Source organism: Streptomyces sp. NPDC102278, assembly GCF_044766345.1.
Lineage (GTDB): Bacteria > Actinomycetota > Actinomycetes > Streptomycetales > Streptomycetaceae > Streptomyces.
On the sequence record NZ_JBIWLV010000002.1, the window covers coordinates 342,077 to 362,078 of the forward strand.

At 72.6% G+C, this 20,002-nt stretch carries 18 protein-coding genes; 10 read left to right on the top strand and 8 right to left on the bottom strand.

The genetic code is table 11. The features are described from left to right. Nucleotides 1-27: 27 nt before the first annotated feature. A complete protein-coding gene (locus ACIRO3_RS06415; RefSeq protein ID WP_404133147.1) occupies nt 28-534 on the top strand; it encodes a hypothetical protein in 507 nt (168 codons plus the stop codon). A gap of 77 nt (nt 535-611) precedes the next feature. Here ACIRO3_RS06415 and ACIRO3_RS06420 read toward each other — a convergent pair whose 3' ends face one another. After that, nucleotides 612-1,595, bottom strand: a complete 984-nt coding sequence (locus tag ACIRO3_RS06420) for an aldo/keto reductase (protein WP_361776331.1) — start codon at nt 1,593-1,595, stop codon at nt 612-614. A 102-nt stretch (nt 1,596-1,697) separates the two neighbouring features. Between ACIRO3_RS06420 and ACIRO3_RS06425 the strand changes: the two genes are divergently transcribed. Both ACIRO3_RS06425 and ACIRO3_RS06430 read left to right on the top strand, forming a co-directional pair. Next, a complete protein-coding gene (locus ACIRO3_RS06425; protein ID WP_361776329.1) occupies nt 1,698-2,279 on the top strand; it encodes a TetR family transcriptional regulator in 582 nt (193 codons plus the stop codon). Nucleotides 2,280-2,520: 241 nt separating this feature from the next. Next, on the top strand, nt 2,521-3,219 hold the full coding sequence (locus ACIRO3_RS06430) for a L,D-transpeptidase family protein (protein ID WP_404133152.1): 699 nt from the start codon (nt 2,521-2,523) through the stop codon (nt 3,217-3,219). 180 nt (nt 3,220-3,399) lie between these two features. On the opposite strand, the gene ACIRO3_RS06435 is transcribed toward ACIRO3_RS06430, so the two are convergent. Continuing rightward, nucleotides 3,400-4,182 (bottom strand): hypothetical protein, encoded by a 783-nt coding sequence (locus ACIRO3_RS06435; protein ID WP_404133155.1) that lies wholly within the window; start codon nt 4,180-4,182, stop codon nt 3,400-3,402. 561 nt (nt 4,183-4,743) lie between these two features. Between ACIRO3_RS06435 and fusA the strand changes: the two genes are divergently transcribed. The 3 genes from fusA to ACIRO3_RS06450 all read left to right on the top strand — a co-directional run bounded on the left by fusA (nt 4,744) and on the right by ACIRO3_RS06450 (nt 8,573). Continuing rightward, nucleotides 4,744-6,882 carry an elongation factor G gene (gene fusA, locus ACIRO3_RS06440; protein ID WP_404133158.1) on the top strand — a complete coding sequence of 713 codons (2,139 nt, stop codon included), beginning with the start codon at nt 4,744-4,746 and terminating at the stop codon, nt 6,880-6,882. 115 nt (nt 6,883-6,997) lie between these two features. After that, a complete protein-coding gene (locus ACIRO3_RS06445) occupies nt 6,998-7,687 on the top strand; it encodes a class I SAM-dependent DNA methyltransferase (RefSeq protein ID WP_404133161.1) in 690 nt (229 codons plus the stop codon). 73 nt (nt 7,688-7,760) lie between these two features. Further along, entirely contained in the window at nt 7,761-8,573 is an 813-nt protein-coding gene (locus ACIRO3_RS06450) for a hypothetical protein (protein WP_404133163.1), read from the top strand. Nucleotides 8,574-8,666: 93 nt separating this feature from the next. Here ACIRO3_RS06450 and ACIRO3_RS06455 read toward each other — a convergent pair whose 3' ends face one another. Both ACIRO3_RS06455 and ACIRO3_RS06460 read right to left on the bottom strand, forming a co-directional pair. Continuing rightward, nucleotides 8,667-9,500, bottom strand: coding sequence for a DUF1206 domain-containing protein (locus ACIRO3_RS06455; protein WP_404133166.1), 834 nt, complete (start codon nt 9,498-9,500; stop codon nt 8,667-8,669). After that, the gene (locus tag ACIRO3_RS06460; RefSeq protein ID WP_361776311.1) at nt 9,497-9,946 is read right to left on the bottom strand and encodes an SRPBCC family protein; all 450 of its coding nucleotides are present in this window, start codon (nt 9,944-9,946) and stop codon (nt 9,497-9,499) included. Before ACIRO3_RS06460 ends, ACIRO3_RS06455 begins: the two co-directional genes overlap by 4 nt. 315 nt (nt 9,947-10,261) lie before the next feature. Here ACIRO3_RS06460 and ACIRO3_RS06465 point away from each other — a divergent pair, with 315 nt between their 5' ends. After that, a complete protein-coding gene (locus ACIRO3_RS06465) occupies nt 10,262-10,741 on the top strand; it encodes a GNAT family N-acetyltransferase (protein ID WP_404133168.1) in 480 nt (159 codons plus the stop codon). A gap of 27 nt (nt 10,742-10,768) precedes the next feature. Here the strand turns inward: ACIRO3_RS06465 and ACIRO3_RS06470 are convergent, their stop codons facing one another. From ACIRO3_RS06470 to ACIRO3_RS06480, 3 genes are all read right to left on the bottom strand, one after another. After that, a complete protein-coding gene (locus tag ACIRO3_RS06470; RefSeq protein WP_404134089.1) occupies nt 10,769-12,745 on the bottom strand; it encodes a prolyl oligopeptidase family protein in 1,977 nt (658 codons plus the stop codon). A 268-nt stretch (nt 12,746-13,013) separates the two neighbouring features. Then, nucleotides 13,014-13,664 (bottom strand): DUF4360 domain-containing protein, encoded by a 651-nt coding sequence (locus ACIRO3_RS06475; RefSeq protein WP_361776305.1) that lies wholly within the window; start codon nt 13,662-13,664, stop codon nt 13,014-13,016. A gap of 239 nt (nt 13,665-13,903) precedes the next feature. Further along, a complete protein-coding gene (locus tag ACIRO3_RS06480; RefSeq protein ID WP_404133171.1) occupies nt 13,904-15,442 on the bottom strand; it encodes an FAD-dependent monooxygenase in 1,539 nt (512 codons plus the stop codon). A gap of 62 nt (nt 15,443-15,504) precedes the next feature. Here ACIRO3_RS06480 and ACIRO3_RS06485 point away from each other — a divergent pair, with 62 nt between their 5' ends. From ACIRO3_RS06485 to ACIRO3_RS06495, 3 genes are all read left to right on the top strand, one after another. Beyond that, nucleotides 15,505-16,194, top strand: coding sequence for a TetR/AcrR family transcriptional regulator C-terminal domain-containing protein (locus tag ACIRO3_RS06485; RefSeq protein ID WP_404133173.1), 690 nt, complete (start codon nt 15,505-15,507; stop codon nt 16,192-16,194). Nucleotides 16,195-16,289: 95 nt separating this feature from the next. Continuing rightward, nucleotides 16,290-16,982, top strand: coding sequence for an LLM class flavin-dependent oxidoreductase (locus tag ACIRO3_RS06490; protein ID WP_404134091.1), 693 nt, complete (start codon nt 16,290-16,292; stop codon nt 16,980-16,982). After that, a complete protein-coding gene (locus ACIRO3_RS06495) occupies nt 16,979-17,677 on the top strand; it encodes an FMN reductase (RefSeq protein WP_404133176.1) in 699 nt (232 codons plus the stop codon). Before ACIRO3_RS06490 ends, ACIRO3_RS06495 begins: the two co-directional genes overlap by 4 nt. A gap of 28 nt (nt 17,678-17,705) precedes the next feature. Here ACIRO3_RS06495 and ACIRO3_RS06500 read toward each other — a convergent pair whose 3' ends face one another. After that, nucleotides 17,706-19,760, bottom strand: coding sequence for a SpoIIE family protein phosphatase (locus tag ACIRO3_RS06500; RefSeq protein WP_404133179.1), 2,055 nt, complete (start codon nt 19,758-19,760; stop codon nt 17,706-17,708). Nucleotides 19,761-20,002: the final 242 nt, after the last annotated feature.

Sequence of the window (20,002 nt, forward strand, 5' to 3'; positions counted from 1 at the left end):
GGGAGAGTTGTGCGCAAGGTGAAGTGGGTGGCCGCGGCTGCCGGTGTGGTGTTGCTCGTAGCGGGTTGTGGGAGCGAGGGCGGCGCCGACAAGCCGAAGGGCGGCGGGGCGCCCGCGTCCGGGGCCGCGACCCCGGCGGAACAGGGCGCGGGAACCCTGGACGCCGCGGCGGTGAAGAAGGAGATCGCGGACGCGGCCACGACCGCCGGTTTCACGGAGAAGTCGGGGGACGACGTCCCGGCGAGCCTCCGGTCCTGCATGGTGTCCTGGAGCCCGGACGGCAAGAAGGCGGCCGATTCCAAGCAGTCCTTCGACGCCACCGTCGCCGCCCTCGTCAAGGGAGGCTGGAAGGAGACCCGGACCTCGGACCAGCCGATGTCCGTCATCAAGTCGCTGGACAAGAGCGGCTGGACGGTGAAGGCGAGCCACCACGGCAAGGCCGGCAGCCTTCTGGTCGTCTCCTTCATCGCCGTGGACAATGGCCCCACCTGCGCGAAGGCCTTCCAGGAGGACCTGGCCAAGAACAAGCAGTAGCGCCGGGCCGTCGCCTCCGTGCCCCGTGGGACGGAGGCGGTCCCTCCGGAGGGGCCCGCGGCCCGCCCGGCGACCGGTCAGCCGTTCAGAGCGGCCATCAGCTCGGGCGCGTACCGGTCGCCCGAGACCACGCCGTGCGGGGCCACGGCGTCGATGGCGGCCAGCTCGGCGTCCGTGATCGTCACGGCGGTCGCGGCGACGTTCTCCTCCAGGTAGCGGCGGCGCTTGGTGCCCGGGATGGGCACCGCGCCCCGGCGCAGCGTCCAGGCGAGGGCGAGCTGTGAGGGAGTGACACCCTTCTCCTCGGCGAGGCGACGGACCTGCTCGACGACGGCGAGGTTGCGGTCGAAGTTCTCGCCCTGGAAGCGGGGGTCCGTGCGCCGGAAGTCGTCCGCCGCGAAGTCGTCCGGGCTGGTGACCGCCCCGGACAGGAAACCTCGGCCGAGCGGCGAGTACGCGACGAGCCCGATGCCCAGCTCGCGCAGGACGTCCAGCACCCCGTCGTGCTCGATGCCCCGCTCGAAGAGGCTGTACTCGGTCTGCACGGCCGCGAGCGGGTGGACCGCGTGGGCCCGCCGGATGGTGGCGGGCGCGACCTCGCACAGGCCGATGTGGCGAACCTTGCCGGCCGCGACGAGTTCGGCCATCGCGCCGACGCTCTCCTCGACGGGCACGTTCGGGTCGACGCGGTGCAGGTAGTACAGGTCGATGTGGTCGGTGCCGAGGTGGCGCAGGGACCGCTCGGCCGACCGGTGGATGTACTCCGGGGTGCCGTTGTGGCCCCGGAGGGCACCGTCGTCGGTGAACTCGACACCCGTCTTGGTGGCGATCACCGCGGCTTCGCGGCGGCCGGCGAGGGCCTTGCCGAGGAGCTGCTCGTTGACGAACGGTCCGTAGCCCTCGGCCGTGTCGAGCAGCGTCACCCCGAGCTCCAGCGCCCGGTCGATGGTGGCCAGCGACTCGGTCTCGTCGGTGGCGCCGTAATGGGCGCTCATTCCCATCAGACCAAGGCCCTCGACGCCGACCTCGAGTCCCTGACCGCCCAGTGCGCGGATCTCCATGACATGCCCCTCTACAGGTAAGTAACTAACTGGATAGGTCAACCATGCACCCGAGCCGCGCGGGATGTCAATAACCAGATAGTTACTTGCTAGGCTGCCCGCATGGCACGGGATTCCAGCGCAACCAAGGCACGCCTGCTCGACGCGGCCTTCTCCGAGTTCGCGACGTACGGCATCGCCGGTGCGCGGGTGGACCGCATCGCCGAGGCGGCGCAGGCGAACAAGCGGCTCATCTACGTCTACTTCGGCAACAAGGAGGATCTCTTCGACGCGGTGCTGCTACGGGCACTGGAGTCGGGTGCGGAGTCCGTGCCGTTCGACGCCGACGACCTGGCGGGATACGCGGGAGCCGTCTTCGACCACCTCGTCGAGCGACCGTCGCTGATGCGGCTCGTCCTGTGGAAGCAGCTGGAACGCCCCGGCAGCACGGACGTCGAGGCGGCCTCCTACCGCGACAAGATCGCGGAGGTGGAGCGGGCCCAGCGGGCCGGCCGCGTCGATCCGTCCCTGGATCCCGCCGATGTGCTGACGCTGGTACTGGGCTTGTCCCAGGCCTGGTTCGGCGCGGTGGGCGGCCCGGCGGCCGGCGGTCAGGGCGTCGACTGGCCGGCCGAGCGCCTCTCACGACACCGCGCGGCGGTGGTCGAGTCCGTACGCCGGGCCACGGCCGCACCCGGGGCCTGACGGCCGACTCCGGGTCGAGTCAGGGGCGACCTCGTCGAGCCCGGGGCGACCCCCCGTCGGGTCCGGGGCGACCCCGGTCCGATCACATCGGGTAAGGGAACGGATTCACCCGGTCACGTCCACACCCCTACGGCATGCGTACGAGGCGATTTACGGCACCCGGATCCCAACCGGCGCCGATCGCCTGTACGTTCCGCCTCACAGGTGGGAACAACCCCATGGGGAGGCCGATGTGAAATCCATGCGCATACGTACGAGACGAAGGGCCGCGGTCGTGGTCGGCGGGGCGGTGGCGCTGGCGGCGCCGCTGGTGGTGGCCGGTGGCGGCACGGCACAGGCCGCCACCTGCAACGTGACCACCGGGCCGTACCAGCGGCAGGTCGAGCAGTTCCTGGGACGGCCGGTCGACGGAGTGCAGTCGGCGGCCGACTGCACCGCCATCAGGTCGTTCCAGGCGACCCACGGCATCACGCCGACCGCGGGCTACGCGGGGCCGCTCACCTGGCGCACGATGAGCACCATGTTGGACCAGCGGGCGGCCGGCACCACCCCCAACAAGGCGGGCAAGTGTCCGACCAATCTGGGACGTATCGCCTGTGTGGACCTGACCCGACAGCTCAGTTGGGTGCAGGACGGCGCGAAGCTGGTCTACGGTCCGGTGCCGGTGCGCACCGGCAAGGACGGGACGGAGACCCGGACCGGCCTGAAGAAGATCTACTACCGCAACATCAACCACTGGTCGACGATCTACAACGTCTCCATGCCCTACTCGCAGTTCTTCGACGGGGGCATCGCCTTCCACTCCGTGGACAAGAGCATGTGGAACCCGCCCGGGTCCGGTGGGTGCGTCAACATGCGGATCACGGACGCCAAGACGTACTGGAACATGCTGAAGAACGGCGATGACGTCTTCGTCTACGGGAACAAGCCCGGGACCTGAGATCACCTCGGCGCCCCCGACGGGGGCGCTCAGGGCCAACGGGGCCTCGCGCGTGCGGCATTGACCCGTGTCATGCCGCACCCGGGAGGAGTTCACGGCGGGAGGACGAGGAACGGGACCGTCACCCCGTCACCCCCTCGCCCCGTCCGGCACCCGGCGGTCGGCGCCCGCCTGTCCGGCTCAGAAGCGGTGACCCGTCCGCGCCCCCAACGCCAGGCCCACCGTCAACAGGGTCAGCGCGCCGCAGAAGGCCGGGGGCGACCACATCAGCAGGCCCGGCCCGAACAGCGTGGTCGGCATGGCCACCACGCACCACGGGACGGCCAGACCGTAGAAGACCGACCGCCGAGCGCTCACCAGCGCCCAGGCACCGACCCCGAGGCCGAGCCAGAGCAGCAACACCCTTGACCACAAGCCCGTTTCCGATGCGGGCGGGTAGGTGCGGACGCGTCCCCCGACCTCCAGTCGGACCACCTGTCCCTGCCAGGTCCGAAGCCGTGCCCGATCACCCGCCCTGGCCTTCTCGTAGGTCTCCTCGGCCACGCCCAACCAGTCGGCGCCACCGCTCCAGGCCACTTTCACGTCGTGGTACCTCGTGCAGCTGGTGCCTGCGTTGCCGCCACCACCCCCGATCGTCACGGGTGCCCCGCCCGCCCCGCCCGCGCCGGCGGCGGCGCCGCCGATGGTGGCCGGTACCCCGCCCGCGGTCGTGCCGCCGCTCGTACCGTTCGACGTACAGGTCTGCCCGGTCCTGCGGTCGCGGACCTCGCCCGTCTCCTCGTGGACACAGTCCTCCCCGCCGCACACGGACGCCCGTCCGAACACGACAGTCGCCTCGTGGCCCCGTTCGAGGGCCCGCGCGCTGAAGAGGACGGCGAGTACCGCGCCGAGGACGACCAGTGCCCGTAGCAGGCTCGGGAGCGCGTCCCCGTACCGACCGCCCCTGTATTTCCCGGACTTCACGAGGACCTGATGCCCCTCGCCGGGGCCCGGCATGCCGGCGCGTCGCGATCCGCCGTCCGGCCGACCCCCGGGCGGGGCGATGCTCGTCGGGGCCGTGCTCGCCGGGCGGCGTCAAAAAGGTGATGCCCCGTCCGCCGCGCGTCCCTAGACTCGCCGGTGTGTGCCACGAAGAGCGCGGCGCGTGTTTCGTCGAACCAGTCCACGAGGGGAGCCCGGCCATGTGTCACCGCACCGCCGTCCACGCTCTCCGGTCCCGGTACGACGTGATCCTGGTGTCCTCGGTTTCCCGGTAACGGCTGCGCGGCCGTCACCGGATGTCCGAGACGAAGTGACGAAGTGACGAAGAAGACCTGACCCGCCCGGCGGACGAGCCGGTCGCGCACCGCGCGCGGCCCCCGTTCGCGGCGCCTCGTCGTACCCGGAAACCGCCCTGCGGCACGCCGCCGGCACGCGGTACGCCGGCACGCGGTACGCCGGGCAAGCGGTACCGGACCGTCCCCCGTCGCCTCCTCCACCCATCGCGCCGCCCTCACACCCATGCCCTCGGAAAGGCCTCGGGCCATGCGCACCACACCTCTGACCACCGTCCGCAACCTCGGCATCCTCGCCCACGTCGACGCCGGCAAGACCACCCTCACCGAACGGGTCCTGTACGCGACCGGAACCACTCACAAGCGCGGTGAGGTCCACGACGGGACGACCGTCACCGACTACGACCCGCAGGAACGCGATCGCGGCATCACCATCTTCGCGGCCGCGGTGAGTTGTACCTGGAACGAGCACCGGATCAACCTGATCGACACCCCGGGACACGTCGACTTCGCCGACGAGGTGGAGCGGTCGTTGCGCGTCCTTGACGGCGCCGTCGCCGTCTTCGACGCCGTCGCGGGCGTCGAACCGCAGAGCGAGTCGGTGTGGCGCCAGGCGGATCGGCACGGTGTGCCCCGCATCGCGTTCGTCAACAAGATGGATCGGGTCGGCGCGGACCTCGACGCGGCCGTCGCGTCGCTGCGGGACCGGCTCCACATCGTTCCCCTGGTGGTCCAGCTGCCCATCGGGCAGGAGGACGGGTTCACCGGGGTCGTGGACCTCGTCCGCATGCGCGCGCTGGTCTGGGGACCGGCCGCCGGCGGGTCCGGGTCCGGCACCTTCGAGGTGCTCCCGGTCCCCGACGCCCTGCGGGAAGAGGCGCTCCGGCGCCGTCGGCTGCTCGACGAGCGGGTGGCGGAGCTGCACCCGGCCGCCCTGGAGGAGTACTGCGCCACGTCGACCCTCTGCGCCTCCACGCTGGTCGCCGCGCTGCGTGAACTGACGCGTGGTGGTGAGGGCGTGGTGGTGCTGTGCGGATCCGCGTACCGCAACCGCGCCGTGGAGCCGCTCCTCGACGCCGTCGTGGACTACCTCCCCTCACCCGCGGACATGCCGCCGGTGCGCGCTACCGCGCTCCACGGGAGCGCCGCGGAGGGGGTGGAGGAGCGTGTCGCCGATCCGGCGGCTCCGTTCGCCGCGTTGGCCTTCAAGGTGAACGCGACGGCGACCGGGCGGCTGACGTGCCTGCGCGTCTACTCGGGAACGGTGCGCAAGGGGGACACCGTGCTCGACGCGACGGCGGGCCGGACCGAGCGGATCGGGCGCATCCTGCGCGTCCAGGCGGACCGCCACGCCGAGGTGGATCAGGCGGTGGCCGGTGACATCGTCGCCGTGGTCGGGCTCAAGTCCACCCGCGCCGGGACGACGCTGTGCGCTCCGGACGCGCCACTGGTCCTCGAACCGCCCGCGGTGGCCGCTCCGGTGGTGTCCGTGGCGGTCGAGGCGGGCACCCGGGCGGACATCGGTCGGCTGTCGTCGGCGTTGGCCCGGTTGGTCGAGGAGGACCCGTCGCTCGTCGTGCGGACGGATTCCGAGACGGGGCAGACGGTGCTGTCGGGAATGGGCGAACTGCATCTGGAGGTCGCGGTGGAGAAGATCCGACTCAACCACGGGCTGCGCGTCGAGGTGGGTCGCCCCCGGGTGGCCTACCGGGAGACGGTGGCTCGCGGAGTGTCCGGGCTGGTGTACCGGCACGTGAAGCAGGACGGTGGCGCGGGCCAGTTCGCCCACGTGGTCATCGACGTAGCCCCCTTGAACGGCGACGGCGACGGCTCGGGTCCCGGCTCCGGCTCCGGCTCCGACGGCTCGGGCGGGGTCGACGGTTTCGTGTTCCGCTCCGTGGTCGTCGGCGGCCGGGTGCCGCAGGAGTTCGTCCGCGCGGTGGAGGCGGGTTGCCGCGACGCGCTCGCCGAGGGTCCCCTCGGCGGCCATCCGGTGACGGGGCTGCGGGTCACGTTGACCGACGGCGCCACCCACTCCAAGGACTCCTCGGAGATGGCGTTCCGGGCGGCGGGTCGGTTCGCGCTGCGCGAGGCGCTGCGCGGCGCGACCATGGAGTTGCTGGAACCCGTGGTCGAGGTCGTGGTGACCGTCCCCGACGAAGCTGTCGGCGGCGTGCTCGGTGACCTGGCGGCGCGGCGCGGGCGGGTCGCGGGGTCCACTACGCGGACCGGAACCACCTCGATCACCGCGACCGTTCCGCTGGCCGAACTCTTCGGGTACGCGTCCCGGTTGCGCGGTCGCAGCCAGGGCCGGGGCACGTTCACCACCCGGCCCGTGGGGTACGCCCCCGTGCCCGCGGCGGTGTACGCCCGGGGCGCGTCCGCCTGACGCGTGGCCCCCGACCGCCCCGGCGGTCGGGGGCCTCCCCGTCGGGTGGCGGCGCCGGGTGCACGCCGAGTCGCCCCGCGCGCACGGCCTCCGCCGGCGGATAGGGTGTTCGGCCATGACCGGATCGGATTTCCTCGACACCGCCCGGGTGTTCTACGACACCGTGGCCCGCGACTACACCGAGCACTTCGGCGACTGGCTGGTGAGCAGGCCGTTCGACCGGGCGATGCTGGCCGGGTTCGCCGAACTCGTGGGGGCCGGCGCCGCCGGGCCGGTCGCCGACGTCGGCTGTGGGGACGGTCGTCTGACGGCGTACCTGGACGGGTTGGGGCTGTCCGTGTTCGGGCTCGACCTGTCGTCGGCCATGGTCGCGTTGGCCCGGAACTCGTACCCGCACCTGCGGTTCGACGAGGGTTCCATGACGGCTCTGGACCTGGCGGACGGTTCCCTCGGCGGCCTCCTGGCCTCGTATTCGATCATCCATGTACCGCGGGAGCGACTGCCGGGGGTGTTCGCCGAGTTCCATCGGGTGCTGGCCCCGGGCGGTCACCTGATGCTGTCCTTCCAGGTGGGCGACACTTCCTTGCGCGTGGACCGGCCGTTCGGCCACGAGGTGGCGCTCGACTTCCGTCGACAGCGGCCGGAATGGATCGCCGAGGCGCTGGGCCGGGCCGGGTTCGTGGTCCGTGCGCGGCTGCTGCGGGAGCCCGACGAGGGCGTGGAGCAGGTGCCTCAGGCGTACGTGGTGGCCCGCAAGCCGGTGGTTTCCGTCCCCAGTCCCCCGTCCCCCGCGCAACGGCGCTGACCGGCCGGCGGTCCGGCCCGCCGGCCGAATGTAGGCTCCTCATAAAGATGAAGGTTCTGCACAAGGGGTGGGGATGAAGGCAGGCAAGGCTGCCGCGGGTGTCACCGCGGCGCTGTTCGTGACGGTGGGTGCGGTGGGCTGTTCGGCGAGCCCGGTCGCCAAGCAGGCCGCCGACTCGGCGGAGGCGCTGGTCGCGGCGCTGTCGCAGGCTTCCGACGAAGCGTCGAAGGCGGGCTCGGCGGACATAGACATGACGGTGACCTCGCCCGACACGGGCGGCAAGCCGGTGTCCATGAAGGGCGTCTACTCCTGGGGCAACGGCCTCGCGATGGAGACCGAGATGCCGGCCAAGGACCTCGAGATGGAGGAACTGGTCGCGGACGGCACCATCACGATGCGCCTCGTGGACGGCGCGTACTACTACGGCGTCGACCCGGCCGAGGAGGGCCCGCTCAAGGGCAAGACCTGGTTGAAGGTCGAGGCGTCAGCCGTTCTCGGCGAGGCGGGCGCGGCCGGCATGAGCCGGGCGGAGAGCGACCCGACCGCCGGTCTGAAGTCCCTCAAGTACGCCCGGGGCGTCACGAAGGTCGGAACGGAGCAGGTCAACGGCAAGAAGGCGGTCCACTACCACGCCTCGGTCCCGGCCGACAAGCTCGGTGACGCGGCGGCCGTGTACAACGCGCTGGGCACGGGCGGCGAACTCGTGGCCGACGTCTGGGTCGACGACAAGGGCATGCCCGCCCGGATGAACCAGACCTTCGGGACGACCACCGTCAGGATGGACTTCCTGTCCTTCGGTGTCGCGCGGGCGATCACCGCCCCGCCGGCCGCCGACACGGCCGACATGACCGAGATGATCGAGAACGACGAGGGCGGGCCGGCCTGACGCCCGAGGCCACCGACCCTCGCGGGTCGGTGGCCTCGACGAGCCGGTGCCCCGGCCCCCTCGCGATCCAGGGGCGGGCCGGGGGCGCCGTACTCAGACCTTGCGCCACCGTGCCATCGCCCACGAGAACACGCCGAACAGCACCAGTCCGATGGCCACGGCGATGAGCAGCCAGGGGCCGGCCGGGGTCTGGGTGAAGGTCCGCAGGGTGTCGTCCATGCCCTTCGCCTGGCTCGGGTCGTAGCGCCACGCGGCGTACAGGACGAATGCGCCCACCACCGTGAAGACCGCACCGCGGGCGACGCCGCCGGTCACGCCGAGGACGTCCACGGCCTTGCGCCAGTGCTCGGACACCCCGGTCATGTCCAGGTGCTTGCGGAAGGTGCGTCGGGCCGCCCGTACCGCGATGACCACGCCCGCGACGGCGATCCCGATGCCGACGGCGCCCACCAACCACCGTCCGGCGGGCAGCCCCAGCGCGGACGCCGTCCAGTCGCGCGACTGCTCGTCGCCGGACCCGCCCCCTCCGGAACCCGTCGCGAAGGACAGTACCGAGAAGGCGGCGGCTCCGTAGAAGACGGCCCGCCCCGCCGCCATGAGACGCTTCGACGCCTTGTCACCCTTGGGGCCGGCCGCGCCGAAGGCGGCCTCCGACAGGCGCCACAGCACCATGCCGACGAGGCCGATGCCGACGGCCCAGACGAGGACGCTTCCGAACGGTTTGCCGGCCAGTTCCTGGAGCGCCCCCTGCCGGTCGGCCTCCCCGCCGCCCTTGCCGAATCCGACACGGACGGCTATCAGTCCTATGAGGATGTACAGCGCGCCGCGCGCCGCCAACCCGCACCGGGCCGTGACGGACCGGGCCGTTCCGCCGCGCGAGGCGGACCGGACGCCCTCGCCCACCACGCCCGCTCTGGCCGTACTCACACCTCACCGCGCCAGGCGCCGGTCTCGGCACCGCGGGATTCGATGAACACCTTGAACCGCTTGAGGTCGCCGCTCACCCGGCGCTTGACGAGACCGAGCTTGTCGGCGGCGTTCTCGGCGAGGCCGTCGGGGATCCAATTCATGTGCAGGGAGACCTGGGTGGTGGTCGCGTCGACCGCCTCGAAGGTGACCAGTCCGGCCTGGCGCGTCTCACCGTCCACGGTCGTCCAGGCCACGCGGCGGTCCGGGACCTGTTCCGTGATGCGTGCGTCGAACGCGCGCTCCACCCCGTTGACCTTGGTGACCCAGTGGGTGAGGGTGTCGTCGCGCTGCTCCACCCGGTCGACGCCCTCCATGAAGGCGGGGAAGCTCTCGAACTGAGTCCACTGGTTGTAGGCCGTCCGTACAGGGACGTTGACCTCCACGTACTCCTCGACGTGCGCCATGAGTACCCCTTCCATACAGGTCGGTGCCGGAGCGCCCGATCATCCGGGCGTCGGTGCGCCGGGTCGGCCGCTCCGAACACGCGGTTACCCGAACCCCCTTCCTCCATGCGGCCGCGCCCGACCCGTCCCGCTACGCGGCCCGCGCCGTCCCGTCATCCGGCCGCGGCGGCGCATCGCGCGGCGGACGTTCGACACGCCGGCGCGTTCCCCGCGCCGCGGTGTCGACGATGATCGATGCGCGAAGGCGACGACGGCGGTGCCGCGATCGCCGCCGCGCCCCGCGGCAGCGCCCACCCGACCAGAGGAGACACCCCCATGGCAGCCGACGCGAACCGCGGTTCGAGCACCGTCCACGTCCGTGCCGCACGGCCGGCGGACTTCGAGCAGTGGCGGGTCCTCTACCGCGGTTACGCGGACTTCTACCGGGTGGAGCAGACCGAGGAGGCCGCCGCGCTGGTGTGGTCGTGGGTGCACGACCCCGCGCACGAGGTGGAGGCACTGGTCGCCGAGGACGGCGAGGGCCGGCTCGTCGGCCTCGCGCACTACCGCCCGTACGCGCGTCCCCTCTCGGCGACGGTCGGCTGTTTCCTCGACGACCTGTTCGTCGCCCCCGAGCGCCGCGGCCACGGCGCCGCCGACCTGCTGCTGTCCCGCCTGGCCGAGATCGCCGCCGAGCGCGGTTGGAGCGTGGTCCGCTGGATCACCGCCGACGACAACCACCGGGCACGGTCCAAGTACGACCGGGTGGCGACCCGCACCATGTGGGTCACCTACGACATGCCGCCCGCACGCTGATCCCGCGGGCCGGCCGGGGACCGGTCCTCAACCCAGGCGGTTCCAGAGGAAGGTGTGGGTCAGCGCCTCGTTCACGGCCGCCTGGGCGTTGTCGGTGGCGCCCGCGTGCCCTCCGCCGGCCGTCTCGTGGAAGTGGACGACGTGCCCCAACTCCCGCAGTCGGGCGGCCGCCTTGCGCGCGTGCCCCGGGTGGACCCGGTCGTCGCTGGTCGCGGTGAGGATCAGGATCGGCGGGTAGGGCCGGTCCGGCCGGAAGGCGTGGTACGGGGAGATGGCCTCCAGGTGCGCGCGGTCCTCGGCCCGGTCGGGGTCCCCGTACTCGGCCGTCCAGGACGCGCCCGCGAGGAGCCGGTGGAAGCGCAGGAGGTCGAGGATCGGGAAGCCGATGACGACGGCGCCGAAGAGTTCGGGGTAGCGGACCGTCATGGCTCCCATGAGCAGGCCGCCGTTGCTGCGCCCCTCGATGCCCAGCCGGTCGGGGGTGGTGATCCCGCGGGCCACCAGGTCCCCGGCGACGGCGGCGAAGTCCTCGAACGCCTTCGACCGCTCGGCCTTGAGCGCGGCCCGGTGCCATCGGGGCCCGTACTCGCCTCCGCCCCGGATGCCCGCGATCGCGTAGGTCCCGCCGCGGGCGAGCCAGGCCCGCCCGGTGACGGCGTCGTACCCGGGGGTCAGGGACACCTCGAAGCCGCCGTAACCGTAGAGCAGGGTCGGCCCGGGGCCGGCTTCGGGGCCGATGACGAAGTACGGCACGCGGGTGCCGTCCGCGGAGGTCGCGAAGTGCTGTCGGACCGTCAGCCCGGTGGTGTCGAAGAGGGCGGGCGCCTGTTTGACCACCTCGCTGCCGCCGCCGATCTCGCCCCGGTGGAGGGTGGCCGGCAGCAGGTGTCCCGAGACGTGCAGGAAGTACTCGTCGCTCTCGTGCGGGTCCGTTCCGGTGATCGAGGCCGCGGCGAGCGGCGGTACGTCCGCGAGCAGTTCCCGGCGCCAGCCCCCGGGCGTGTGGGTCAGGACCTCCATGCGGGTGGAGACGTCGCTCAGCGTCTGCAGGATCAGGTGGTGGCGGGTCCAGGAATGGCCGGCGAGGGCGGTGCGCTCGTCCGGTTCGAACAGCACGGCCGCCTCGCGGTCCCCGGCGAGGAACGCGTCGAAGTCGAAGGCCAACAGGGAGCCGGCCGGGTGGCCGAGCCAGGGGGACTTCGGGGCGACCACCAGCCAGTCGCGGTGGGCGTACGCCGCGGCGTCGCCCGGCACGTCGATCTCGACGGGCCGGCCGTCCTCGCCCAGGAGGTACAGGTTCCGGTTCCAGAAGTCCCGCTGTCGGGACAGGAAGTGGCGCTCGAAGCCCTCGGTCGGGTCGAACCAGCCGGCCGCGGCCAGATCCTCGCTCTCCACCTCGAAGACGAGGGGGGCCCGCTCCAGGGGCGTGCCGCGGCGCCACCTGCGCACGGTGGCGGGGTAGCCGGACGCGGTGAGCGAGCCCGGTCCGAGGTCGGCGCCGACGTAGACCTCGTCCGCGTCGATCCAGTCGATCCTGGTCTTGCCCTCGGGCACCTCGAACCCACCGGTGACGAACGCCAGGGTCGCCAGGTCGAACTCGCGCACCACCACGGCGTCGGTCCCCGCCCGGGAGAGGTGCACCAGGGCGTGCCGGTGTCCGGGGTACAGCACCTCGGCGCCCGACCACGTCCAGTCCTCGGCCTCGTCGGCGGCCAGGGCGTCGACGTCCAGCACCGTCTCCCAGTCCGGGAGGTCCTTGGCGTACTCCTCCGGCGTGGTGCGGCGCCAGACGCCCCGGACGTGGGCGGCGTCCTGCCAGAAGTTGTACAGGTGGCGGCCGCGACGGCGGACGTACGGGATCCGTCGCTCGTCGTCCAGGACCTCGCGCAGGTCGGCTGCCAGGGCCGCGAACCCGGGGCCGCGGGCCAGCAGGTCCGTCGTCTCCGCGGTCCGCTCGGCCGCCCAGGCCAGGGCGCGGGGGCCGCTCACTTCTTCCAACCACATGTACGGGTCGTCATCGATCACCCCCCGATTGTGCAGACGTCCGGCGCCGCCTGTCCGCCGGTCGGCCGGCGCCGTCACCGAATCGGTGCCCCGCGGGCGGCCCGGCGGGCCCGTGGTGCGGGCGCGGCGAAGACGCCGGCCCGCACCCGGGGAACGCCGACCGGACCGCCGACCGGACCGGCGCCCGGGATCGGTGCCCGGGGCGACGCTCGGGGTCGGCGCCGGGGGTCAGCGTCGGGGGTCAGCGTCGGGGGTCAGCGCTCGGGGGTCAGCGCTCGGGGCAGGTCTTCCACGCGAGGTGGTAGACGGTCTGGATGGCGCCGTCGGTGGAGTCCATGGCGATGAAGCTGTTCGTCTTCCTCGGGTCCGAGGTGCCGGCGTTGGCACGCAACTCGGTGTTGATGTTGAAGTTGCGCTGGGCGCCGCAGGGCGCCCAGACGAGCTGGGCCCAGTCGGTGGTGTCGGTGACCTGCCAGTTGTTGTCGAGCGGGCCGTTGAAGCGGTGACTCCTGCTCGCCGTGTCGGGGGAACCCTGGAAGTAGTACGAGGCCTTCTGGGTCGCGTTGGCCCCGCTCTCCAGGTGGGCGTACCCGCGGTAGTCGGCGCTCGCGACGGCGTAGGTGAAGCCCTGCGGGACGTGCACGATCAGGTTGAGCTGGCAGTTCTTGCGGAAGTCCGTCGGTTGGGAACCGAGACCGACCTGCGCCAGGTACTGGCTGTAGGTGACGGTGAAGGCCGTGTTGTCCGCCGACACGGCGACGGCCGCCGTGCCGAGCGGGCAACCGGATCCGTTGACGGTCGCGAGCTCGATGACGATCTTGTCGGGCGGCACGGTGATGCCGGCCGGGGCCTGCGGGGCGAGGAACGTTCCGGCGAGGAACACGGCGGTCGCGCCGCCGGCGAGTAAGACACCGGGCATGATGCTCCGATCGGTTGTCGGTGGCCTTGCCTGAGGTGGGGGGTCCGGTCGAACGCCCGGTCCCGCTCCGCCGATCCGCACAGCGGGAATCGTCGGGTGGGTCCGGAGCGTGTGGAAACCTCGACCGTCCGGCCGCGTCGCGGAACGAGTACCGGAACGCTCTGGATGCTAGAGACCGTGCTCGCCGCGGAATAAGGCGGTTACCGGCCGAACACACGACGTGGCCGTCGGCCGCCGGATCACACGTGGCCGGGGTCCATCGCCGCGGCGAGGGCGGTGGCCCGTTCGACGGCGCGCGGGCGCGGATCCGCGGTGCGCGTGGTCCAGGCGATGTGTCCGTCGGGCCGGACCAGGAGTTCGGCTACCCCGTCGAGGTCGTCGTGCGGGTCGTGCCCGGTGACGCCCGCCCGGGTGAGGCGGGGGTGCGCGTGCGCGTCGGGGCCGCCCGGGGACGGCCGGCCGGTGAGGTCGAGCAGGACGAAGTGCCCCTCGTGGAACAGCTCGTAGGCCCGTCGCACGGACGAGCCGGCCACGGTGAGTGCGATGTCGGGCAGGCGCCGTCCCGCGGGCGGGTCGCCTTGGAGCGGGTACCGGGTGGCGAGGGCCGAGACCCGCCCGGCGAGCAGGCGGTTCACCTCCGGCAGGCCGAGCAGTTCGTCGAGGAGCGTGCGCAGTGCGACGGCCGGGGCGGCGTGGTCCGGTACCAGGGTCAGTTCGGCCAGCAGGGTCTGTACGGCGGTGTTGTCGGTGACCGCGCGGCCGACGGGTCGGCGCTCGCCGTCGTAGCTGTCGAGGAGGCCGGGCGGGGACCAGCCCCCGAGGTCGGCGGCGAGCTTCCAGCCCAGGTTGAACGCGTCCTGGAGGCCGGTGTTGAGGCCTTGGCCACCGGCCGGGAAGTGGATGTGCGCGGCGTCGCCCGCGAGCAGGACCCGGCCGGAGCGGTACCGCTCGGCGAGTCGGGTCGCGTTGCCGAAGCGGGACGACCAGGCCGGCTCGCCGACGCCGAGGTCCGATCCGCAGAGCCGCTTCAGGCAGGCGCGGAACTCGTCCGTCGTGACGGGTTCCGCGGAAGGTGTGCGCATGCGTTCGGGGTCGATCAGGACGATGCGGGTGAGTCCGCTCTCCAGCGGTACGGCCAGGCCTCCGGCGGCGCGAAGCCGGCGTAGGGCGTCCGGGTCGGCGCCCAGGCCGGCGAAGTCGCCGAGCACGCCGGTCAGGGTCTCCTCGCTTCCGGGGAAGGCGATGCCCGCCGCCTGCCGGACGACGCTGCGGCCGCCGTCGCAGCCCACGAGGTACCGGGCGCGCAGGGGCGCCCGGTCTCGCGGACCGCCGCCGTCGCCGTCACCGCTCCCCGCGTCGGCGGTGTGGACGGTACAGGTGACCCCTTCGGCGTCCTGGGCAAGCTCGGCGAGTCGCAGGCCGCGGCTGATCCGGACCCCGAGTTCCCGGGCGCGTTCCTCCAGCAGGGCTTCGGTGCGGGCCTGCGGGATGGCCAGGGTGTAGCCGTGGCGGGTGTCGAGGGCGGCGAAGTCGAGCGGGGTGGGCAGGGCCGCGTAGTGCCAGCCGGGGACGGGTCGGCCGTGGGCGAGGAAGCGGGGGGCGAGACCGCGCAGGTCGAGGATCTCGACGCTGCGCGGGTGGAGGGTCAGGGCGCGGGAGTGCGGGTGGGGGGCGGCGCGGCGCTCGATGATCCGGGTCCGTACGCCGGCCAGGGCGAGTTCGCAGGCCAGCATCAGCCCGGTGGGGCCGGCGCCCACGATGATCACATCGGTGTCCATGAGAGGTACTCCCTAATAAGTGAACAGCGTTCACGTGAACGATGTTCACTATAGTGAGGCCCATGAGTTCCCTGTCAACCTCCACTCCCGGGCGAGGCCGCCCCGCCCGCCTCGACCGGGCCCGCACCGTCGAGACGGCTCTGGGCCTGTTGGACGAACACGGCCTGGAAGCCCTGACCATGCGGCGACTCGCCGACGCCGTCGGCGCCCAAGCCGGCGCGCTGTACCGGCATTTCGCCACGAAGGACGACCTGCTGACCGAGATGGCCGAGCGGATGGTGGCCTCGGCGACGGTCGATGTCCCGCCCCCGGACGGCGCCTGGCAGACGGCACTGGCCGGCCGCGCCCGGGCGCTGCGCGCGGCACTGCTCGCGCGACGGGACGGGGCACGGGTCTACGCCGGCACGCACCCGACCGGCCCGAACACGCTCGGGTTCGCGGAGTCGGTTCTCGCCCTGCTGATCACGGCCGGTTTCGGCGAGGAGGACGCGGGGCGGGCCCTGTTGGCGGTGGCCGACTTCACCCTGGGCCACACCCTGGAGGAACAGGCCGCCCTCACCCCGGACGGTCCGGCCGATCCGGCGCGGCTGCGCGAGGCGGCCGCGGGCGAGACCCACCCGCACCTGGCCCGCGCGTTGCCGGTGCTCACCAGCACCGACTTCACCGCCCGCTTCGAGTTCGGCCTGGACCTGCTGATCACCGGACTGTCGGCACGAGACCCGCGCCGGGACCCGCGCCGGGTCCCGGACTGACCGCACCCGCCGTCCCGACGCGAGCGGCGCCGGCCGGAAACGGAACGGCAAGCGGAGGACGCGGCGGATGAACGCGCACGGTGGGTCAGCTCCGCGTGCGCGCTCGGGCACATCGCGCCCGCTCCCCCTTCGTACGCTCCTTGCCGACAAGGACGACAGCCGGCCGGCGCAGCGCGCGGGCCGGTCCGAGAGAGAGCGGGCCGCATGCAGTTCGGCTGGCGCCCTTCGTGTGGCACGGCTCCATCCGCAGCCCCGAGGTGGCGGAGCAGGCGGCGTACTACGGCGACGGCTTCTTCGCCGACAACATCTTCTGGCCCAAGGAGCACTACCAGCGGCTGATCCGCCTCTACCGGCGCCGGTTCGCCTTCCACTGCCACGGCACCGAGGAGCAGGCGATCGTCGGCCTCGGCGGGCAGGCGTTCATGAGGAAGAACTCCCAGGACGCGGTACGGGAGTTCCGGCCCTGCTTCGACAACGCCCCGGTGTACGGGCACGGTCCCTCGCTGGAGGAGTTCACGGAGCAGACCCCCCTGACGGTCGGCAGTCCCGCGCAGGTCATCGAGCGCACCCTGAGGTTCCGTGAGCACTTCGGCGACTACCAGCGGCAGTTGTTCCTGATGGACCACGCCGGGCTGCCGCTGAAGACCGTCCTGGAACAGCTCGACCTCCTGGGCGAGGAGGTCGTGCCGGTCCTGCGGCGGGAGTTCGCCGCGGCGCGCCCCGCGGCCACGGCGGCGGCGCCGACCCATGCCGGCAGGCTGGCGGCACGCGACGGGGTCGCCCCGTGAGGGAGAACCCCGCCGCCGCGCTCGGAAGTGACGGCGCGCCGAAGAGGATCACGGTGGTCGCGGCCGGTCTGAGCGATCCCTCGTCCACCCGGCTGCTCGCCGACCGGCTCGCCGCCGCCACCCGGACGGCACTGGACGCGCTGGGGGTGGCCTGCGCGATCGAGTTCGTCGAACTCCGCCCGCTTGCCCGTGACATCGCCGCCCATCTCGTCACCGGCTATCCGCCGCCGGACCTCGCGACCGCGTTGCGGGCAGTGGGGGGCTGCGACGCGCTGATCGTCGTCACACCCGTGTTCACCGCCTCCTACTCGGGCCTGTTCAAGTCCTTCTTCGATCTCATCGAGAACACGGCCCTCACCGGCCGTCCCGTGCTCATCGCGGCGACCGGCGGGACCAGCCGGCACTCGCTGGTGCTGGAGCACGCCCACGCCCTGCGTCCGCTGTTCGCCTACCTGCGCGCGGTGGTGGTACCCACCGGCGTCTACGCGGCCACCTCCGACTGGGGGAACACGGGCGACCCGTTCACGGAGGAGCTGCCCCGCCGCATCGGCCGGGCGGCGGCCGAGTTGGCGGAGCTCCTGGGCCCGGGCCGGCCGGGGGCCGGCGGTCCGGCCTCCCCGGAGTCGGACGTGGACGAGGTCGTCTCCTTCGAGCGACGGTTGGAGGCGGTACGGGCCCGCCCCGCGCGGCGGTGACCGGCGGCGGCCCCGACGCCGGGGCACGTCACCGGGCGCGGCGCACCCGGGCCAGGACGAGGACCGTGTCGTCGGTCGCCGTGTCGGGCAGCAGGTGCGACAGGATCCGGTCGGCCGCCGCTTCCAACGACCCGACGGGGCCGCGCAGTTCCTCCCGGAGCGCGTCGAGGCCCGCGTCGATGTCCCGGCCGCGGGCCTCGATCAGCCCGTCGGTGTAGAGGGCCACGACGGCGCCCTCGGGGAGTTCGACCTCCGTCGAGGCGAACGGCACGCCGCCCACCCCGAGCGGCACTCCCAGGCCCTCCGCCAGGGTCTCGATCGTCCCGTCGGGGTGCCGTACCAGTGGCGGCGGGTGGCCCGCGTTGGCGATCACGGCTCGCCCGGTGCGGGCGTCGTACAGGAGGTACGCGCAGGTCGCCCATTCGATGCCGACGTCCTGGGCGCAGGCGTCGAGTTCCTCCAGCAGCGCCCGGGGGTCCCGGGTGTGCCGGGAGAGCGCCTTCGCGGTGATCCGCAGCCGACCCATGGCGGCTGCTGCGGGCACCCCGTGGCCCATCACGTCGCCGACGACGAGGGCCACCCGGTCGTGGGGCAGGACTCCGGCGTCGTACCAGTCGCCGCCGACCTCGGTGCCCCTGCCGCCGGGCAGGTAGCGGTGGGCGATGTCGACGTGGGGTCCGCCCGCCGGAGCGCTGGGCAGGAGGGAACGTTGGAGGGTGAGGGCGATGTCCTGGACCCGGCTGTACAGGCGGGCGTTGTCCAGGCAGAGGGCGGCGCGTGAGGCCAGCTCCCCGGCGAGCCCGAGGTCCTGTTCGGCGAAATCGGGGCGGGCCGCCGAGCGCCCGAACATGGCGAGGCCCTGCACCGTGCCGCGCGCGATGAGCGGGGCGATGAGGATGCGGACCAGGCCGCTCTCCATGAGCAGCCGGGCACGCTGTGGGTGCACGACGGTCCGGGTGATGAAGTCCTCGTCCACCCGGACGCAGATGGGGCGGCCCGAGCTCAGCATCTGGTGGATGCCGGAGCCCGGCGGGTAGGTGACCTCTCTCAGGCCGCTGACCAGCTCGACGGCGGGTGCGTCCAGCGTGGTGCCCGAGGCGATCCTGCGGGTGAACAGCGGAAGCCCCGGATCGAACTCCTCGCTATCGTCCATCCACTCCACGAGTTCCACGACGGATCCGTCGCAGAAGTCCGGCACCACGACCTCGACCAGCTCCCGCGCGGTGACCTCGACGTCCAGGGTGGTGCCGATGTGGCCGGCCGCCCGGTCCAACAGCGCCAGCCGGCGGCGGGCGGACGTCGCCTCCAGGATGGCCCGCTCCCGGTCGGTGACGTCGATCAGCAGCCCTCCCACCCCGCGCCGGGTGCCCACGGCGCCGCTCAGCGGGAAGAAGCTCACCGACCGCACCTGGTCGCGGTCGGGGTGTCCGCTCGTCCGCAGGCCCACCAGCGTGCCGACCACCGGGCGGCCGTCCCGGGCGACCCCCCGCAGCATCCGCCGGTACTCCCCGTCGTCCGACGTGATCATGACGTCGGCCATGTGCCGGCCGAGGTGCTCGGTGACGGGGATGCCGTCCATGTCGGCCAGCGCCTGGTTGAGGTGCACGTAGCGCAGCTCCTCGTCGAGCATGACCAGGCCGATCGGGCAGGTCTCGAAGAGCGCGTCGAGGAAGGACAGGTTGGTCTTCACCCGGTCGAGCTCGTCGCTCCTGCTGGCCAGGCCCATGATCACGGAGTCGCCTTCGGCGCCGGTGACCGGGAAGACCCGGAAGCCGCAGTCGAAGACGGAGCCGTCCCGGTGCCGCACGGGCAGCCGTACGCGCCAGTAGCCGAGGGTCCGGGCCCGCTCGACGAGGTGCCCGGCCGCGTCGGGCTCCGAGGCGGGGAAGAGCGCGGCGGCGGGACGGGAGAGCACCGCCGCGGCCTCGTGGCCGAACAGGCCGCGGGCGCCGGGACCCCAGTACCTGATCAGGCCCTCGTCGTCGATGCCGAACACCGCGACCGACACGTGCTCCAGGAGCGATCCCGGCTCGGACCAGAGCGGCTCGGGATCCTGCGCGCCCCCCGGCGGGTCCGTCGGCATCGGCAGATCCCCTCACGGGTGGCTGTCCGGCGCCCGTGAGTCGATCACGGGCCGTTCCTCCAATTCTGCCCGCGATCGAAGAGGGGTACATTTCGTCCGACCGCGGAATCCGGACGGTGACGCCGGAATCCCACGGAACGCACTCGGGCGAACACGATGAGGAGTCGACCGGCAGGTTTCCCGGCGAGCGGACACGGCGAGACCGGCCGCTCGGAGCGTCATGCGGGGCTTCGGCCCGACGC

What these genes read in the sequence shown, in the direction of transcription:
- ACIRO3_RS06475 (WP_361776305.1), bottom strand. Translation starts at nt 13,664, where the DNA reads ATGCCCGGTGTCTTACTCGCCGGCGGCGCGACCGCCGTGTTCCTCGCC.
- ACIRO3_RS06480 (WP_404133171.1), bottom strand. Translation starts at nt 15,442, where the DNA reads ATGGACACCGATGTGATCATCGTGGGCGCCGGCCCCACCGGGCTGATG.
- ACIRO3_RS06470 (WP_404134089.1), bottom strand. Translation starts at nt 12,745, where the DNA reads ATGTGGTTGGAAGAAGTGAGCGGCCCCCGCGCCCTGGCCTGGGCGGCC.
- ACIRO3_RS06425 (WP_361776329.1), top strand. Translation starts at nt 1,698, where the DNA reads ATGGCACGGGATTCCAGCGCAACCAAGGCACGCCTGCTCGACGCGGCC.
- ACIRO3_RS06465 (WP_404133168.1), top strand. Translation starts at nt 10,262, where the DNA reads ATGGCAGCCGACGCGAACCGCGGTTCGAGCACCGTCCACGTCCGTGCC.
- ACIRO3_RS06445 (WP_404133161.1), top strand. Translation starts at nt 6,998, where the DNA reads ATGACCGGATCGGATTTCCTCGACACCGCCCGGGTGTTCTACGACACC.
- ACIRO3_RS06460 (WP_361776311.1), bottom strand. Translation starts at nt 9,946, where the DNA reads ATGGCGCACGTCGAGGAGTACGTGGAGGTCAACGTCCCTGTACGGACG.
- fusA (WP_404133158.1), top strand. Translation starts at nt 4,744, where the DNA reads ATGCGCACCACACCTCTGACCACCGTCCGCAACCTCGGCATCCTCGCC.
- ACIRO3_RS06450 (WP_404133163.1), top strand. Translation starts at nt 7,761, where the DNA reads ATGAAGGCAGGCAAGGCTGCCGCGGGTGTCACCGCGGCGCTGTTCGTG.
- ACIRO3_RS06485 (WP_404133173.1), top strand. Translation starts at nt 15,505, where the DNA reads ATGAGTTCCCTGTCAACCTCCACTCCCGGGCGAGGCCGCCCCGCCCGC.
- ACIRO3_RS06430 (WP_404133152.1), top strand. Translation starts at nt 2,521, where the DNA reads ATGCGCATACGTACGAGACGAAGGGCCGCGGTCGTGGTCGGCGGGGCG.
- ACIRO3_RS06420 (WP_361776331.1), bottom strand. Translation starts at nt 1,595, where the DNA reads ATGGAGATCCGCGCACTGGGCGGTCAGGGACTCGAGGTCGGCGTCGAG.
- ACIRO3_RS06500 (WP_404133179.1), bottom strand. Translation starts at nt 19,760, where the DNA reads ATGCCGACGGACCCGCCGGGGGGCGCGCAGGATCCCGAGCCGCTCTGG.